Source organism: Streptomyces sp. NPDC111606, assembly GCF_055656945.1.
This window is the reverse complement of the sequence record NZ_JBVKBY010000007.1, coordinates 220,687-237,268: the sequence shown is the minus strand read 5'-3', so window position 1 is coordinate 237,268 and position 16,582 is coordinate 220,687. Positions and strand designations below refer to the sequence as shown.

Genomic DNA, 16,582 nt, shown 5'->3' with positions numbered 1-16,582 from the left:
CCCGCAGGCCCACTCCCGAGCCGGAGGTCCCGCGAATGGCGATAGCGACCACGTACGGAGCCCGTGACCATGCCCGTGCCCAGGAAGGGGCCCGCGCCGAGGCGATGCCCGTCGTCCCGGCCACCGACTGGCCGGACCCGCCCTGCGAGGCGGGCCACCTGGTGTGGGCCGAGACGGTGGCGGGCGGCAACTACACGCACCGGGTGCTCGCCCGCGGCACCGAGCTGCGGCTGACCGACATGCGCGGTGACGGCTGCGCGCATCTGCTGCTGTTCGTGGCCGACCGCCCCTGGGAGCGGCTGAACGTCGCCGACACGGTGAAGGTGCAGTGGAACGCCTACCTCGGCGAGGGCCGCCTGCTGCTCTCCGACCAGGGCCGCATCCTCGCCTCCGTCATCGCCGACACCTCCGGCCGGCACGACGCCCTGTGCGGCACCTCCACGCTGGTACGCAACACCTCGCGGTACGGCGACGGCACCCCGCAGTCCCCCTCCCCCGCCGGCCGCGAACTGTTCAAGCTGGCCGCCGCGAAGAACGGCCTGGAGCCCCGGGATCTGCCGCCCTCGCTGTCCTTCTTCCAGGGCGTGGAGGTCCGCGAGGACGGCACCCTGGACTTCACCGGCTCGGCCGGACCCGGCGCGAGCGTGACCCTGCGTGCCGAGCAGGACGTGACCGTGCTGATCGCCAACGTGCCGCATCCGGTCGATCCCCGCGCCGAGTACGTCAGCACCGCGCTGGAGGTCCTCGCCTGGCGGGCCGGGGCGACCGCGCCCGGCGACCCCCTGTGGGACGCCACGCCCGAGGGCCGCCGCGCCTTCCTCAACACCGCCGGGTTCCTCGCCGCGAGGGGGCTCGCATGAAGGCCGTCGTTGCCGCCCGCGCCGCCTGGTCGCACGTCGTCCGCGCCGGCGAGACGCTCACCGTCACCGACCTGCACGGCAACCAGGCCGTCGACTTCCTCGTCCACGACGCCCACGACACATCGGTCCGCTACAGCGCCCCCGACACCATCCACGCCCAGGGGAGCATCTTCCTGACCACGGGCAGTGTGCTGATGTCGAACGAGCACACCCCGCTGATGACGGTCGTCGCGGACGACGTGGGCCGCCACGACACGGTCGGCGGCGCCTGCTCCAAGGAGTCGAACACGCTCCGGTACGGCCACCACACCTGGGGGCAGCACGCCTGTGTGGACAACTTCCTCGCCGAGGGGGCCAGGCACGGCCTCGGCAAGCGCGACCTCGTCTCCAACATCAACTGGTACATGAACGTGCCGGTCGAGAAGGACGGCACCCTCGGCATTGTCGACGGCATCTCGGCACCCGGCCTGTCCCTGACCCTGCGCGCCGAGCGCGACGTCCTGGTGCTGGTCTCCAACTGCCCTCAGATCAACAACCCCTGCAACGGATTCGAGCCGACGTCCGTGCAGATGACGGTCACCGAGGCGGGCAGCGCATGAGCTTCGACACGCTGCTGGTCGCCAACCGGGGCGAAATAGCGGTCCGGATCATCCGCACGGCACACGAACTGGGCCTCAGGACAGTGGCGGTGTACTCCGACGCCGACCGGTCCGCGCCCCACGTCCGGCTCGCCGACCGGGCCGTACGGCTCGGCCCCGCGCCCGCGAAGGAGTCGTACCTCGACGCCGACCTGATCCTGAAGGCGGCCAAGGACAGCGGGGCCGGGGCGATCCACCCCGGGTACGGCTTCCTGTCGGAGGACGCGGCGTTCGCCCGGCGCTGCGAGGACGCCGGGATCGTGTTCGTCGGCCCGACGCCCGAGCAGCTGGAGCTGTTCGGAGCCAAGCACACGGCGCGGGCGGCGGCCGAGGCGGCGGGCGTACCGCCGGCACCGGGGACGGGCCTGCTCGGGTCGCTCGCCGAGGCACTCCAGGAGGCCCAGGTCATCGGCTATCCCGTCATGCTCAAGGCAACCGGAGGCGGTGGCGGAATCGGCATGTCGGCATGTCGCTCCGCCGATGAACTGACCGATTCCTGGGAGCGCGTCCAGCGTGTCGCCGCCGCCTCCTTCTCCTCGGCCGGTGTCTTCCTGGAACGGCTCGTCGAGCAAGCCCGCCACATCGAGGTCCAGGTCTTCGGCGACGGCGCGGGCGCGGTGGTGACCTTCGGCGACCGGGACTGCACGCTGCAGCGCCGCAACCAGAAGGTGGTGGAGGAGGCCCCGGCACCAAGCCTCCCGGCCCTCCTGCGCGATCAACTGGCCTCCCGCGCCCATGCCTTGTGCGCCTCTGTCGGCTACCGCTCCGCCGGAACCGTCGAGTTCGTGTACGACGCCGCCCGCGAGGAGGCGTACTTCCTCGAGGTCAACACCCGCCTCCAGGTGGAGCACCCGGTCACCGAGGAGATCTACGGCGTCGACCTGGTCGCCTGGATGCTGCGCCTGGCACGCGGCGAGCGGGACGTCGTCCGCAACCCGGGCACCCCGCGCGGCCACGCCGTCGAGGCCCGCCTCTACGCCGAGGACCCGGCGCGCGAGCACCGGCCCGGCGCGGGCCTGCTGACGCGGGTGGAGTTCCCGAGCGGGGTGCGGGTCGACGGCTGGGTCGAGACGGGCACCGAGGTGACGACGTCGTACGACCCGATGCTCGCGAAGATCATCGCGTACGGCCCCGACCGCGCGCACGCGCTGCGCCGGCTGGACGAGGCGCTGGCCCGCACCCGGGTCGACGGCATCGAGACGAACCTCGGTCTGGTGCGCGCGGCACTCGCCGACCGCCGTTTCCGCGAGGCCACCCACTCGACGGCGACCCTCGCCACCGTCGCCGACCCGACGCCCCGCATCGAGGTCGTCGCCGGCGGCACCCTCACCACCGTGCAGGACTGGCCGGGCCGCACCGGCTACTGGCAGGTCGGCGTTCCGCCCAGTGGCCCGATGGACGACCTGTCCTTCCGGCTAGGCAACCGGGCGCTGGGCAACCCCGAGGGCACCCCGGGGCTCGAATGCACGCTCCAGGGACCGGCGTTGAGGTTCACGCATTCCACCACCGTGTGCGTGACGGGCGCCCCGGCCACGGTCACCGTCGACGGTACGGCGTCGGAGCAGTGGGAGCCGGTGACGGTGCCGGCCGGAGCCGTACTGGAGGTCGGGGCGCCGGCCGAGCACGGTCTGCGGACGTACGTCCTCGTCGCGGGCGGTCTCGACGTCCCGGCTTTCCTGGGCAGCGCGAGCACCTTCACGCTCGGGCGCTTCGGCGGCCACGGCGGACGCACGCTGCGGACGGGCGACGTACTGCACGGCGGGGCGGTCACCGAGGGGTCCCCGGTTCCCGTGCCGGACCGCCCGTCGTTCGGCTCCGTATGGCAGGTGGCCGCCGTCGAAGGGCCGCACGCCGCGCCGGAGTTCTTCACCGAGGACGACATCCGCGACTTCTACGCCGCCGACTGGAAGGTGCACTTCAACTCCGCGCGGACCGGCATCCGGCTCGTCGGCCCAAGGCCTCGCTGGGCGCGCACCGACGGCGGTGAGGCGGGCCTGCATCCGTCCAACATCCATGACACGCCGTACTCCGTCGGAGCCGTCGACTACACCGGCGACATGCCGGTGCTGCTCGGCCCGGACGGCCCGTCGCTGGGCGGGTTCGTGTGCCCGGCGACCGTGATCAGCACCCAGCGCTGGAAGCTGGGCCAGCTGCGCCCGGGCGACACCGTGCGCTTCCTGCCGGTGGACGTGGCCGGCGCGCCCCGCCCGGCCCTCGTGGACGGCGGCATCCTCGCCCGCGACGGCGACGTGACGTACCGCCGCAGCGGTGACGACAATCTGCTGGTCGAGTTCGGGCCGATGCAGCTGGACCTGTCCCTGCGCATGCGCGTCCACGCGCTGATGGAGACGGTGGCCGGGGCGGGCCGGGACGGCATCGCCGACCTGACCCCGGGCATCCGCTCGCTCCAGATCCGTACGGATCCGAACCGGCTGCCGCAGCATGAACTCCTCGCCGGGGTAAGGGAGATGGTCGCCGCCCTGCCGCCCACGGACGAGCTCGTGGTCCCCTCCCGCACCGTCCATCTCCCCCTCTCCTGGGACGACCCGGCCACCCGCGAGGCGATCGCCCGCTACATGGCGGGGGTGCGCGACGACGCGCCCTGGTGCCCGTGGAACATCGAGTTCATCCGCCGCGTCAACGGCCTGGCGTCGGTCGAGGACGTGTACCGCACGGTCTTCGACGCGGAGTACCTGGTCCTGGGGCTGGGCGACGTGTACCTGGGCGCCCCCGTGGCGACCCCGCTGGACCCCCGCCACCGTCTGGTGACCACCAAGTACAACCCGGCACGCACCTGGACGGCGGAGAACTCGGTCGGCATCGGCGGGGCCTACCTGTGCGTCTACGGCATGGAGGGGCCCGGCGGCTATCAGTTCGTGGGCCGTACGACCCAGGTGTGGTCGGGGTGGCAGCAGCGCGGGGCGTTCGAGCCGGGGTCGCCCTGGCTGCTGCGGTTCTTCGACCGGATCAGGTGGTACCCGGTGGGCGCCGAGGAACTTCTGGAGCTGCGGGCGGATCTCACGTCCGGGCGGTTCGTGCCGCGCGTCGAGGAGGGCACGTTCTCGCTCGCCGAGTACCGGGCCTTCCTGGACGAGCACGCCGAGTCGATCGCCGAGTTCAGGGCCCGGCAGCAAACGGCCTTCGCGGCGGAGCGGGACGCGTGGGAGGCGGCCGGCGAGTTCGCGCGGGCCGATGCGGCCGTCGCGCCCGCCGCACCCCAGGCCGAGGTGACCGTCCCGGTCGGCGGCCGGCTCGTCGAGGCCGAGTTCGCGGCGTCCGTCTGGCAGGTGAACGTCCGGCCGGGTGACGAGGTGACGGCCGGACAGCCGCTGCTCGCCCTGGAGGCGATGAAGATGGAGTCCAGGGTGCACGCGCCGGTCGCCGGCGTGGTCGCCGAGATCCTGGCCGGACCCGGGGACCAGGTGGAGGCGGGAACGGCTCTGGTCGTCCTCGCGCCCGCCCGAGGAAGCGACCCGTCAACCGAGCTCGCAGACAGGTGAGTCGAAAGCCGAGGAGCACCGCATGTCCACCACTCTCTTCCGCGTCCGCGCGGCCTACGCCCGCATCGAGGCCACGGACCGCCCCGAGATCTGGATCGACCTGCGCCCGCAGGAGGAAGTGGAGGCCGAGGCCCGGCGGATCGACGAGCGGGTGACCGGTGGGGAGAGACTCCCGCTCGCGGGGCGCCTGTTCGCCGCCAAGGGCAACATCGACGTCGCCGGCCTCCCGACGACGGCGGGCTGCCCTTCGTACGCCTACTCCCCCGAGGCCGACGCGCCGGTCGTCGCCCGGCTGCGCGCGGCCGGTGCGATCGTGCTCGGCACCACCAACCTCGACCAGTTCGCGACGGGCCTGGTCGGCACCCGCTCCCCCCACGGTGCCGTCCGGTGCGCCCATGACCCGGCCAGGATCAGCGGCGGCTCCAGCTCCGGCTCGGCCGTCGCGGTGGCACTCGGGATCGTCGACTTCGCGCTCGGCACGGACACGGCCGGCTCGGGCCGGGTCCCGGCCGCCTTCAACGGCATCGTCGGCCTCAAGCCCACCCGGGGCCTGGTGCCGACGACGGGCGTCGTCCCGGCCTGCGCGTCGATCGACTGCGTGACGGTGTTCGCGCGCACCCTTCCGGAAGCCGAGCAGGCACTGTCGTTCATGGCGTCCCCGCCCGCCCGCGCCCTGCCCGCGCTCCCCGGGCGGGCGCCGGGGCCCTGGCGCATCGCGGTCCCGCCGACGCATCAGCTCGGTGAACTGGACGAGGGCTGGGCCGAGGCCTACGAGGCAGCCGTACGGCAGCTCGCAACCGCGGGCGCCGACATCCGCCCCCTCGACCTCACCCCCTTCACCGAGGCCGCCGCGATGCTGTACGAGGGCGCCTTCGTCGCCGAGCGCTACACGGCCGTGGGGAGCTTTGTCGACAAGGCGATGGCTGAGGGTGACACGGCCCTCGATCCCACCGTCGCCGGCATCATCACCCGCGCCCGCGACATCCCGGCCCACCGGCTCTTCGCCGACCAGGACCGGCTCGCCGCCCTGCGCACCCGCGCCGAGGCCGAACTCGCCGACGCCGACGCCCTGTTGATCCCCACCGCACCAGGCCACCCGACCCTCGCCGAGGTGGCCGCCGACCCGCTCGGCGCCAACGCCCGGCTGGGCCGCTTCACCAACTCCACGAACCTGTTCGACCTGGCGGCGGTCGCCGTCCCGGCCGGTGAGGTGAACGGCCTGCCCTTCGGCGTGATGCTGCTCGGCGCCGCTTTCACGGACGACCGGCTGGCCCGGATCGCCGGCCTGCTCCGGCCCGAGGTCCGCCTCGCGGTGGTCGGGGCGCACCTCACCGGCCAGCCCCTGAACTCGCAGCTTCTCGCCCTGGGCGGCCGTTTCGACCGTACGATCGCCACGGCCCCCGTCTACCGGTTGCACGCGCTGCCCACGTCCCCGCCCAAGCCGGGCCTGGTCCATGTCGGTCAGGGCGCCGGCCCCGACGAGGGCGGGGCGGCGATCGAGGCGGAGGTGTGGCGGCTCCCGGCGGAGGGGCTCGGCCGGCTCCTCGCCGACCTGCCCCGGCCGATGGCCCTGGGGCGCGTGGAACTGGCGGACGGCAGCCACGTCCCGGGGTTCCTGTGCGAGCCCGCGGCTCTCGCGGGCGCCGAGGACATCACATCGTACGGCGGCTGGCGGGCGTATCTCAGGGGCGACCGCGACGGAGCACACGAACGACCCCTGAAAACACGAAGGGCAAGGACGTAACGCTCTCCTTGCCACTATCAACTTATAACGCATCGGGGGGCTTGCGGCAAGGCCCCCCTCGTGCCGCAGAATCTCCCGCCTAAGGCCAAGACCTGCGGAAACGGGGAGTCACGTAGTGCGTGTGTTGTTGTCGACCTATGGGTCGCGCGGAGATGTCGAACCGCTCGCGGCACTCACGGTGCCCCTGCGGGAACTCGGCGCCGAGGTGCGGGTGTGCGCGCCGCCGGACGAGGACTTCGCGCGGCGGTTGGCCGAGGTCGGCGTGGCGATGGTCCCGGTCGGACCGTCGGCCCGTGAGCTGACGCAAGCGGTGCCGCCGCCGTCGATGCCCGAGCGCGCGGCCCAGGTGATCGCCGCCCAGTTCGAGGCGGTCACCGCGGCGGCCGAGGGCTGCGATCTGCTGGTGGCGACCGGCATGATGCCGGCCGCGGCAGGTGCGCGGTCGGTGGCCGAGAAGCTGGGCATCCGCTCCGTGCCCGTGACCTTCCAGCAGCTCACCCTGCCGTCGCCGAACCGTCGGCCGCTGGCGTACCGGGGCCGTCCGTTCCCCCCGGAGGTGACCGACAACCGGGTGCTGTGGGACCTGGACGCCCAGAGCATCAACGAGTTGTTCCGGGAGGCGCTCAACACGAACCGGGCGTCGAACGGCCTGCCGCCGGTGGACGACGTCCGCGACCACGTCTTCGGCGACAGCCCCTGGGTGGCGACGGATGCGGTCCTGGACCCGTTGCACGAGATGCCGGGCCTCGACGTCGTCCAGACCGGCGCCTGGGTCCTGCCCGACGTCCGTCCGCTCCCGGCCGACCTGGAGGCGTTCCTGGACGCCGGCACCGCGCCGGTGTACGTGGGCTTCGGCAGCATGCCCATGCATGCCGCGGCGGACGCCGCCCAGGTGGCCATCGAGGCGGTTCGCGCGCAGGGCCGCCGTATCCTCGTCTCCCGCGGCTGGGCCGATCTGGCCCTGATCGACGACCAGGACGACTGCTTCGCCGTGGGCGAGGCCAACCACCAGGCGCTCTTCCGCCGCGTTGCCGCCGTCATGCACCACGGCGGCGCGGGTACGACGTCCACGGCCGCCCGGGTCGGCGCGCCTCAGGTCGTGGTGCCCCAGCTGGCCGACCAGCCCTACTGGGCGGGCCGCGTGGCCGACCTGGGCATCGGCACGGCACACGACGGTCCGACGCCGACCTTCGAGTCCCTGTCGGCCGTACTCGAAACGGCCCTGACCGCCGAGACCCGCGCCGGCGCGGCCGCCGTGGCGGCGACGATCCCCACCGACGGGGCGGACGTGGCCGCGAAGCTGCTGCTCGACATGGTTGGCTGACCCTGGCCGCCCGTGTCCGCGTGAACCACGCGTGTTCTTCCCAGGCGCCGCCTTTCGCCGCGCGATGGTCGCCATCGACCGCACATTCGGAGCAACTGCCATGACACACCTGACCACCAGCGCGTTCGACCTTCCCGACCGTCTCTCCCCCAAGGCCGACCCGAAGCTGATCGCAGCCGACGAGCAGCACTTCGCGGCCATCGCACGGTGCCTCGAGGAGACGATCGCCGAGCTGACCGACCGCCTCGACGCCGCGCGCAGGGCACCCGGCGGCATGGGCCGGGATGCCATGGACCGGGACACGGAGATCCACCGGCTCACCGCCCGCCTGCGCACCCTGCACCGCTTCGGCCTGGACCTGTGCCTCGGTCACATGGTCGGCGCCGACGACTCCGAGCCCGTGTACGTGGGGCGGCTCGGCCTGACCGACAGCACGGGCCGGCGGCTGCTGCTCGACTGGCGCTCCCCGGCGGCCGAGCCGTTCTTCGGAGCCACCCACGCCGACCCGATGGGCCTGGCGAGCCGCCGCAGGTACCGCTGGACCCGCGGCCGGATCAGCGACTACTGGGACGAGGTGTTCACCCCGGACGGGTTCGCGGGGCACCATGCCTCGCTCGACGACCAGTCCGCCTTCATCGCCAGCCTCGGCAGCGACCGGTCGCCACGGATGCGGGACGTGCTCGGCACCATCCAGGCCGACCAGGACGCCATCATCCGCGCGGGCTCGCGCGGCGCCCTCGTCGTCGACGGCGGCCCGGGCACGGGGAAGACCGTCGTCGCCCTGCACCGCTCCGCCTACCTCCTGTACTCCGACCCCCGACTCGGTCACCGCCGGGGCGGCGTGCTGTTCGTCGGTCCGCACCGGCCTTACCTGGACTACGTCTCCGACGTCCTTCCCAGCCTCGGCGAGGAGGGCGTGCAGACCTGCATCCTGCGTGACCTCGTCGCCGAGGGAGCCGCGGCAACCGTCGAGACCGACCCGGAGGTGGCCCGCCTGAAGTCGTCCGCGGACCTGGTGAAGGCGCTCGAGAAGGGCGTGCGGTTCTACGAGGAGCCGCCCACGAAGGGCATGACGGTCACGACCCACTGGTCCGACATCTGGCTGAGCGCCAACGACTGGGCCGTGGCGTTCGAGGCGGCGGAGCCCGGTACTCCGCACAACGAGGCGCGCGAGCAGGTCTGGGAGGAACTGCTCACGATCCTGGCGGACAAGCACGAGGGCGACGCCTCCGGTGACGACGCGGCCGTCTCGGCCGACCTGGTCCGCAGGTCGCTGAGGCGGAACAGGGAACTGCTGGCGGCCTTCAACCGCGCCTGGCCCCTGCTCGAAGCGGCCGACCTCGTCTCCGACCTGTGGTCGGTCCCCGCCTACCTGCGGCTGTGCGCTCCCTGGCTGAGCCGCGACGAGGTGCAGAAGCTGCAGCGCGCGGACGCCCAGGCCTGGACGGTGTCCGACCTGCCGCTCCTGGACGCGGCCCGGCAGCGCCTCGGCGACCCGGAGGCGGCACGGAGCAAGCGCCGGCACACGGCCGTCATCGCCGCCCAGCGCGAGCGCATGACCCAGGTCGTCGACAACCTGATCGAGGCCGTGGCCAACTCCGGCGACGACGGCGACGACGGCATGGGCCTGGTGAGGATGCTGCGCGGTGAGGACGCCCAGGTCAGCCTCGTCGACGAGTCCGAGATCGCCACGGCCGACCCGGACCTGCTCGCCGGCCCGTTCGCACACGTCGTCGTGGACGAGGCCCAGGAACTCACCGACGCGGAATGGCAGATGCTGCTGCTGCGTTGCCCGTCCCGGAGCTTCACCATCGTCGGCGATCGCGCCCAGGCCAGGCACGGGTTCACGGAGTCGTGGCAGGAACGGCTCAAGCGGATCGGTCTCGACCGGATCGACCTGGCTTCCCTGAGCCTCAACTACCGGACACCGGAAGAGATCATGGCGGAGGCCGAGCCGGTCATCCGGGCGGCGCTCCCGGACGCCAATGTGCCGACGTCCATCCGCAGTGGCGGCGCCCCGGTCGTACACGGCTCGGCTTCGGACCTGGACGCGATCCTCGACACCTGGCTCGCCGCCCACGCCGAGGGCACCGCCTGCGTCATCGGCGCGCCGGCATTCCACTCGACGGACCGCGTCCGCTCACTGACCCCGGAGCTGTCGAAGGGTCTGGAGTTCGACCTGGTCGTCCTGGTGGACCCGGAGGACTTCGGCGAAGGGATCGAGGGAGCGGTGGACCGCTATGTGGCGATGACGCGAGCGACCCGGCAACTGGTCGTCCTTACCAGCACCTCTTGAGAGACGACGCGTACATGCCGCTCAGGGGCGCGGGTCCGCATCGATGTGCGGCCCCGCGCCCCGTGGGCGCGACCAGAAACGCACCCGCGCCCGCTCGGCGAGCGCGTCACCCCACCGACGAGTAGGCAACAACCCCCCGCAGCAGCCCGTCCACAGCCTTACGCGCATTCTTGGCCACGGTTGAGCCCTCCGCAGGAGACGCCGCCGCGATCTGCCCCAGCACATCGATCACCTGCTTGCACCACCGCACAAAGTCCCCCGCCGGCATCTCAGCCTCACGCAGCACCTCGTCCAGCCCCTTGCCGCTGGCCCACATGTACGCGGCCCAGGCGAAGCCGAGGTCGGGCTCACGCTGCCCGACGCCCTCGGACTGGGTGATCCGGAACTCCTCCTCGAGGGCGTCCAGCCGCCCCCAGATCCGGACCATCTCACCGAGGGCGGCCTTGGCCTTGCCCGACGGCAGCTTCGGGGCCATGGCGTCGTCCGCGGCCCTCGACTCGAACACCAACGCCGAGACGCAGGCGGCCAGTTCGGCCGGGCTGAGGCCCTCCCACACCCGCTCGCGGACGCATTCGCTGGCCAGCAGGTCGAGTTCGCCGTACAGCCGCGCGAGCCGCTTGCCGTGCTCGGTGACCTCGTCACCGCGCAGATAGTCCAGTTCGGTCAGCAGCGCGACGATACGGTCGAAGGTCCGCGCGATCGTGTTCGTACGGCCTTCGATACGGCGCTCCAGCTGCGAGGTGTCCCGCAGCAGCCGGTGGTAGCGCTCGGCCCAACGGGCGTGGTCCTCACGGTCGTTGCAACCGTGGCAGGGGTGCGCGCGCAGGGCCTTGCGCAGCCGCTCGATCTCGCGGTCGTCGGCCGCCTGGGAGCGCCGCTTGCGCTGCCGCTCGGGCGAAATGTGCCCGGCCTTGGTGCGCAGCGCGGAAGCGAGGTCCCGACGGGACTGCGGGGAACGCGGGTTGAAGGACTTCGGGATCCGCATCCGCTCCAACGCCTGGACGGGCACCGGGAAGTCCATCGAGGCGAGCCGCTTGACCTGCCGTTCGGCGGTCAGGACCAGCGGGCGCGGGCCGTCGTGGTGCTCGAAGCCGCGGTGGCCGTTGGACCGCCCGGCCGGCAGCCCGGGGTCCAGCACCAGTGCGAGGCCGGCGTACTTGCCCGTCGGCACATGGATGACGTCGCCCGGCTTGAGCTTCTCCAGCGCGACCGCGGCCTCCGCGCGGCGCTCCGCCACCCCCTGCTTGGCCAACTCGTTCTCGCGGTCCTTCAGTTCGCGGCGCAGACGCGCGTACTCCTCGAAGTCCCCGAGGTGGCAGGTCATGGACTCCTTGTAGCCCTCCAGCCCCTCCTCGTTGCGCTGCACCTGCCGGGAGATCCCGACGACCGACTTGTCGGCCTGGAACTGCGCGAACGACGTCTCCAGCAGCTCGCGCGAGCGGTGCCGGCCGAACTGCTCGACGAGGTTGACCGCCATGTTGTACGACGGCTTGAAGCTGGAGCGCAGCGGATAGGTGCGGGTGCCCGCCAGCCCCGCCAGGTGGTCGGGGCTCATGCCGCGCTGCCACAGCACGACGGCGTGGCCCTCGACGTCGATGCCGCGCCGGCCGGCACGGCCGGTCAGCTGCGTGTACTCACCGGGCGTGATGTCGGCGTGCTGCTCGCCGTTCCACTTGACGAGCTTCTCCAACACCACCGACCGGGCAGGCATGTTGATGCCCAGCGCGAGGGTCTCCGTGGCGAACACGGCCTTCACCAGTCCGCGGACGAACAGTTCCTCGACGACCTCCTTGAAGGTCGGCAGCATGCCCGCGTGGTGAGCGGCTATGCCGCGCTCCAGGCCTTCCAGCCATTCGTAGTAGCCGAGGACGTGCAGGTCCTCGTTCGGGATGGCGGCGGTGCGCTCCTCGACGAGGGCGCGCACTCTGTCCCGCGCCTCCTCGTCGTTCAGCCGCAGTCCCGCGTGCAGGCACTGCTGGACGGCGGCCTCGCAGGCGGCGCGGCTGAAGATGAAGGTGATGGCGGGCAGCAGGCCCTCGGCGTCGAGGCGTTCGATGACCTCGGGGCGTCCCGGCGTCCACACCCGGGACCGCTGCCGGCGCTCCCGCTCCCGGTCGGCCTCGCGCATGGCGCGCCCGCGTCTGCGGTCCTGGTACGAGGGTCTGGTCGCCTCCATGCGGGCCAGCCGCGTGAGGTCGGGGTTGACGGCCTTCTTGTGGCCCTCGCCCTCCTCGAACAGGTCGTACATCCGCCGCCCGGCGAGCACGTGTTGGAACAGCGGCACGGGCCGGTGCTCGGACACGATCACCTCGGTGTCGCCGCGGACGGTGTCGAGCCAGTCGCCGAACTCCTCGGCGTTGGACACGGTCGCCGACAGCGAGACCAGCGTGACCGACTCGGGGAGGTGAATGATCACTTCCTCCCATACGGCCCCGCGGAAGCGGTCGGAGAGGTAGTGCACCTCGTCCATGACCACATGGCCGAGGCCGAGGAGGGTCTGCGACCCGGCGTACAGCATGTTCCGCAGTACCTCGGTGGTCATCACGACCACCGGGGCATCGGAGTTGATGCTGTTGTCGCCGGTGAGCAGACCGACCATGCCGTCGCCGTAACGGCGGCACAGGTCGGCGTACTTCTGGTTCGACAGCGCCTTGATGGGCGTGGTGTAGAAGCATTTTCTGCCCTGCAACAGGGCGAGGTGGACGGCGAACTCGCCCACGATCGTCTTGCCCGACCCGGTGGGGGCGGCCACCAGCACGCCCTTCCCCGCTTCGAGCGCCTGGCACGCCTCGATCTGGAAGGGGTCGAGGCCGAAGTCGTACATCTCGCGGAATGAGGCGAGCGCCGTGGCCTGCTCGGCAGCACGCCTACGCGCTGCCGCGTACCGCTCGGCCGGTGAGAGGTCCTCTGTCATCGTGCTTTCGAGCGTACCGGGCGCCACTGACAACAGGACGATCATTATCCGGATCGGCCCCGGACAAACCCGCGATCCGTGCAGCTCACGGCTGCGAAGCGGAAGCGGCCGGGCACGCCCTGTAGGCGCCCGGCCGCACTGTTTGTGGATTCCGCCTCGGTCAGGTCACGTCGTCGTAGCCGTTGACCCGCTCGGTGGTGGCCTGCTCGGGCAGCGCCCGGCTCGCGGACACCGTCTCGACCTCGCCGATGCTCTCGGGGGTCAGATCGAGGTCGGACGCCTCGTCGTCGGCGGGCGCCATGGCCTCGCGGCGGCTCCTGCGGCGGTCGTTGAGCAGGGAGACGAGGACCGCGCCGAAGTACAGGATCCAGATCGGTCCGGCGAGGGCCATCATCGTCAGCGGGTCGGTGCTCGGGGTCGCGATCGCCGCGAAGACCGTGATGCCCATGATCATGCCGCGCCACCAGCCGAGCATGCGCTTGCCGGTGATGGCGCCGGTGAAGTTGAGCATCACCAGCAGCAGGGGCAGCTCGAAGGAGAGACCGAAGACGATCACCATGCGCGTGACGAGGTCGAGCAGGTCGTCCAGCGGCAGCAGGTTGTCGACGCCGAACGGCGTGAACTCGATCAGGACGGTGGCGGTCTTGGGCAGCACCTTGTAGGCGAAGTAGGCGCCGGCGAGGAAGAGCGGGAAGCCCGTGGCGACGAACCCGTAGGCGTACTTGCGCTCGTGCTTGTGCAGGCCGGGGGCGACGAAGGCCCACAGCTGGTACAACCAGACCGGTGCGGCCAGCACGATGCCGGCCATCAGGGACACCTTCAGGGCCAGCGTGAACGGCGCGAGCAGACCGTTGATCGTGATCTGCGCACACGGGTTCTGTTCGCGTGACGTCTTGGCCAGTTCCTCGAACGACTTCGGGCAGCCGACCGACTCGAGGACCGGCTTGGTGAAGAAGTTGATGATGTCCTGATAGAAGAAGGCAGCGACAACCGTGATGACGACGATCGCGAGCAGCGCTTTCGCGAGCCGGTTGCGAAGCTCACGAAGGTGCTCCGCGAGGGGCATCCGCCCCTCGGGATCCTTCTCCTCATTGCGGGCAGACTTCAGCAACCCACGTTCCCATCTCGTGCGGCGGGCCGGAGGTCACCGGCCCTGCGTCAGCGCTTGGTCGTGTCCGTGGGCTCGTTGACCGGGCGCGAGCTGGTCACGTCGCCGGGAGAGGCCTGGATGACGCGCTGAGCCGGGGGCTGCTGGTCGTCGCTGCTGTTGTTCGGCGGGTCGGCCGGGGCGGCGGACTTGCTGCCGTCGTCCTTCATCGCCTTCGCCTCGCTCTTCAGGATGCGAGCGGACTTGCCGAGCGAGCGCGCCATGTCCGGAAGCTTCTTCGCGCCGAACAGCAGGATGATGACGACGAGGATGAGAATGATCTCGGGGGCTCCGAGCCTTCCGAACATAAGTCTTTACCTTCTCACCGAGGCTACTGGGGTGGGGTGCTGTCCGATCGGTCGGACATGTGTCCGAACGATCGCGTTGACAGCGATCGTAACGCTCAGGGGTAAACGTGAGGCAATCCCCGTGCGTACTCCCTGTCCGCGGACCCGGGCCTCGTTCTCCGGGCCGCGACCAGCAGCGTACCTGTCCGGGACGTCAAGTTGACAGGGCGAAGTGGCCCAAAACGCATGCGGGGAGGGACTCACACCCAATCCTTGGCAGGGCTAGAGCGTGTCCACAGCCCGAGCCGCGCTCATGCTCGCCCGCTCCAGGTCCTCCGCCGCCCTGCTGATGCGCCGCGCGGAGTCCGTCACCTGCCGGCCGAGGCGCTGCGCCTCCAGGAAGACCCGCACGGCGAGCACGCCGAGAACGGCGAGACCCAGGAAACCCACAGCTACCGCGAACATCGGCCAGAACATGACGCCGAGCCTAGACCGTCCTACAGCGTGGAGTGCAGCCGCAGGGTGCTGACCCCGCCGCCGGTCAGCAGCTCGACGATCCGCTCCCCGGCAGGCTTGCGGACGGACGAGCCGCACTCGGGGCAGGCGAACGAGTAGAACGTCGTACGGCTGCTCGCGCCGATGACGAGGCGCAGTGCGCTCGCGGCGAGCTCGAAGCGGCCCCGGCAGTCCGGGCAGCCCGCCCTGAACCTCACCGGGGTCACGCTTCTCATCCCGGAGAACGCGGATGCCACCGTCATTCCCACCGCACCGGACGTCGCCGACTCGCTCAAAGCCCTTGCTCCCCTTCTTCGTGGTCGCTCGCCTTCGGGGGCGCTGTCCTACTGTCCGTCGTGAGTCCGGTGCGCCCCGTGCTCGCCCCGCACCTCGACCCCGTCGTACGCCGCCAGCGCCTCGCGGGCCGCCTGCCGGGCGCTGTCGGCCAGTGCCGCCGGTGAGACGATCCGGCCGTCGCGCCCGAGCCGCAGTGCGAGACGCCGCAGCGACGTGGGTTCGGGGGTGCGCAGAGTGATACGCAGCCCGCCGTCGGCAAGCTCATCGGCGCTGTCGTGCGGGTAGTACTCGGCGACCCAGCGCCCGCCCGGACCGACCTCGACCACGACCTCCGGGTCCTCCGCGGCAGGCTGCACGAGCCCCTCGGACAGGTCCCTCAGCTCGATCTCGGGCGGCACGGACGGCTCGTCCAGGATCCTGATCTCGGCGACCCGGTCGAGCCGGAAGGTGCGGCGCGCCTCGGAGCGGCGGCACCAGGCCTCGACGTAGGTGTGGCCGACGCTGACCAGGCGGATCGGGTCGATCTCGCGCTCGGTGACCTCGTCGCGGGCCGGTGAGTAGTAGCGGATCCACAGGCGGCGCCGCTCGGAGATGGCACGGTCGACGTCGGCGAAGACACCGCCCTCGGCCTCGAAGGTCACCGACAGCCGGGAGCTGGCGCCGGCCGCCTCCCCGGCCGCGGCCTCCACCTTGGCGGTCGCCCGCAGGAGCGCCTGCCGGTCGCTCTCGCGCAGTCCGGGCAGCGTGGACACCGCGCGAGCCGCCACCAGCAGCGCGGTCGCCTCGTCGGCGGCGAGCCGCAGCGGCTCGGCGACGTCATCGGGGTTGTGCCACCAGATGCGCTCGCCGTCGGTGTCGATGTCGAGCAGGTCACCGCCGCGGAAGCTGGTGCCGCACATGGGCAGCACGTCGAGGTCGGAGACCAGCTCGTCCTCGGAGATGCCGAAGGCGCGCGCGACGTCCTCGATGCGGGCGCCTGGCCGCTCCCTGAGATAGGTCACCAGGGAGAGCATCCGCCGGGTCTGGTCGATGGCGTTGACGGGCCTGACCGGTTTGCCTGCCACTGTGTCGCTCCGCTCC

12 protein-coding genes are annotated in these 16,582 nt (G+C 71.6%); 6 read left to right on the top strand and 6 right to left on the bottom strand.

Translation table 11 applies throughout. From position 1 onward, the window contains the following. Window positions 1–35: 35 nt before the first annotated feature. The 6 genes from ACZ7M7_RS25465 to helR all read left to right on the top strand — a co-directional run bounded on the left by ACZ7M7_RS25465 (window position 36) and on the right by helR (window position 10,362). The gene (locus ACZ7M7_RS25465) at window positions 36–860 is read left to right on the top strand and encodes an urea amidolyase associated protein UAAP1 (protein WP_472120496.1); all 825 of its coding nucleotides are present in this window, start codon (window positions 36–38) and stop codon (window positions 858–860) included. After that, entirely contained in the window at window positions 857–1,459 is a 603-nt protein-coding gene (locus ACZ7M7_RS25460) for an urea amidolyase associated protein UAAP2 (RefSeq protein ID WP_472120494.1), read from the top strand. Before ACZ7M7_RS25465 ends, ACZ7M7_RS25460 begins: the two co-directional genes overlap by 4 nt. Continuing rightward, the gene (locus ACZ7M7_RS25455; protein ID WP_472120492.1) at window positions 1,456–4,998 is read left to right on the top strand and encodes a 5-oxoprolinase/urea amidolyase family protein; all 3,543 of its coding nucleotides are present in this window, start codon (window positions 1,456–1,458) and stop codon (window positions 4,996–4,998) included. Before ACZ7M7_RS25460 ends, ACZ7M7_RS25455 begins: the two co-directional genes overlap by 4 nt. Before the next feature lie 22 nt (window positions 4,999–5,020). Further along, a complete protein-coding gene (atzF, locus tag ACZ7M7_RS25450; RefSeq protein WP_472120490.1) occupies window positions 5,021–6,742 on the top strand; it encodes an allophanate hydrolase in 1,722 nt (573 codons plus the stop codon). Window positions 6,743–6,857: 115 nt separating this feature from the next. Then, a complete protein-coding gene (locus ACZ7M7_RS25445; protein WP_472120488.1) occupies window positions 6,858–8,066 on the top strand; it encodes a glycosyltransferase in 1,209 nt (402 codons plus the stop codon). A 100-nt stretch (window positions 8,067–8,166) separates the two neighbouring features. Beyond that, the gene (helR, locus tag ACZ7M7_RS25440) at window positions 8,167–10,362 is read left to right on the top strand and encodes an RNA polymerase recycling motor ATPase HelR (RefSeq protein WP_472120486.1); all 2,196 of its coding nucleotides are present in this window, start codon (window positions 8,167–8,169) and stop codon (window positions 10,360–10,362) included. Between the two features lie 106 nt (window positions 10,363–10,468). Here helR and ACZ7M7_RS25435 read toward each other — a convergent pair whose 3' ends face one another. From ACZ7M7_RS25435 to ACZ7M7_RS25410, 6 genes are all read right to left on the bottom strand, one after another. Then, entirely contained in the window at window positions 10,469–13,321 is a 2,853-nt protein-coding gene (locus ACZ7M7_RS25435) for a DEAD/DEAH box helicase (RefSeq protein ID WP_472120484.1), read from the bottom strand. A gap of 115 nt (window positions 13,322–13,436) precedes the next feature. After that, window positions 13,437–14,387 (bottom strand): twin-arginine translocase subunit TatC, encoded by a 951-nt coding sequence (tatC, locus tag ACZ7M7_RS25430; protein ID WP_383607700.1) that lies wholly within the window; start codon window positions 14,385–14,387, stop codon window positions 13,437–13,439. A 47-nt stretch (window positions 14,388–14,434) separates the two neighbouring features. Continuing rightward, window positions 14,435–14,731 carry a Sec-independent protein translocase subunit TatA gene (tatA, locus tag ACZ7M7_RS25425; RefSeq protein ID WP_383607699.1) on the bottom strand — a complete coding sequence of 99 codons (297 nt, stop codon included), beginning with the start codon at window positions 14,729–14,731 and terminating at the stop codon, window positions 14,435–14,437. Between the two features lie 261 nt (window positions 14,732–14,992). Then, window positions 14,993–15,187 (bottom strand): hypothetical protein, encoded by a 195-nt coding sequence (locus ACZ7M7_RS25420; RefSeq protein WP_328428866.1) that lies wholly within the window; start codon window positions 15,185–15,187, stop codon window positions 14,993–14,995. 20 nt (window positions 15,188–15,207) lie between these two features. Continuing rightward, window positions 15,208–15,501 (bottom strand): hypothetical protein, encoded by a 294-nt coding sequence (locus tag ACZ7M7_RS25415; RefSeq protein WP_383629206.1) that lies wholly within the window; start codon window positions 15,499–15,501, stop codon window positions 15,208–15,210. Between the two features lie 48 nt (window positions 15,502–15,549). After that, on the bottom strand, window positions 15,550–16,566 hold the full coding sequence (locus ACZ7M7_RS25410) for a helix-turn-helix transcriptional regulator (protein WP_472120481.1): 1,017 nt from the start codon (window positions 16,564–16,566) through the stop codon (window positions 15,550–15,552). Between the last annotated feature and the right edge of the window lie 16 nt (window positions 16,567–16,582).

Excerpts from the sequence above, each read along its gene's own strand:
- helR (WP_472120486.1), top strand. The coding sequence starts at position 8,167 with ATGACACACCTGACCACCAGCGCGTTCGACCTTCCCGACCGTCTCTCC.
- atzF (WP_472120490.1), top strand. The coding sequence starts at position 5,021 with ATGTCCACCACTCTCTTCCGCGTCCGCGCGGCCTACGCCCGCATCGAG.
- ACZ7M7_RS25460 (WP_472120494.1), top strand. The coding sequence starts at position 857 with ATGAAGGCCGTCGTTGCCGCCCGCGCCGCCTGGTCGCACGTCGTCCGC.
- ACZ7M7_RS25455 (WP_472120492.1), top strand. The coding sequence starts at position 1,456 with ATGAGCTTCGACACGCTGCTGGTCGCCAACCGGGGCGAAATAGCGGTC.
- tatA (WP_383607699.1), bottom strand. The coding sequence starts at position 14,731 with ATGTTCGGAAGGCTCGGAGCCCCCGAGATCATTCTCATCCTCGTCGTC.
- ACZ7M7_RS25435 (WP_472120484.1), bottom strand. The coding sequence starts at position 13,321 with ATGATCGTCCTGTTGTCAGTGGCGCCCGGTACGCTCGAAAGCACGATG.
- ACZ7M7_RS25465 (WP_472120496.1), top strand. The coding sequence starts at position 36 with ATGGCGATAGCGACCACGTACGGAGCCCGTGACCATGCCCGTGCCCAG.
- ACZ7M7_RS25420 (WP_328428866.1), bottom strand. The coding sequence starts at position 15,187 with ATGTTCTGGCCGATGTTCGCGGTAGCTGTGGGTTTCCTGGGTCTCGCC.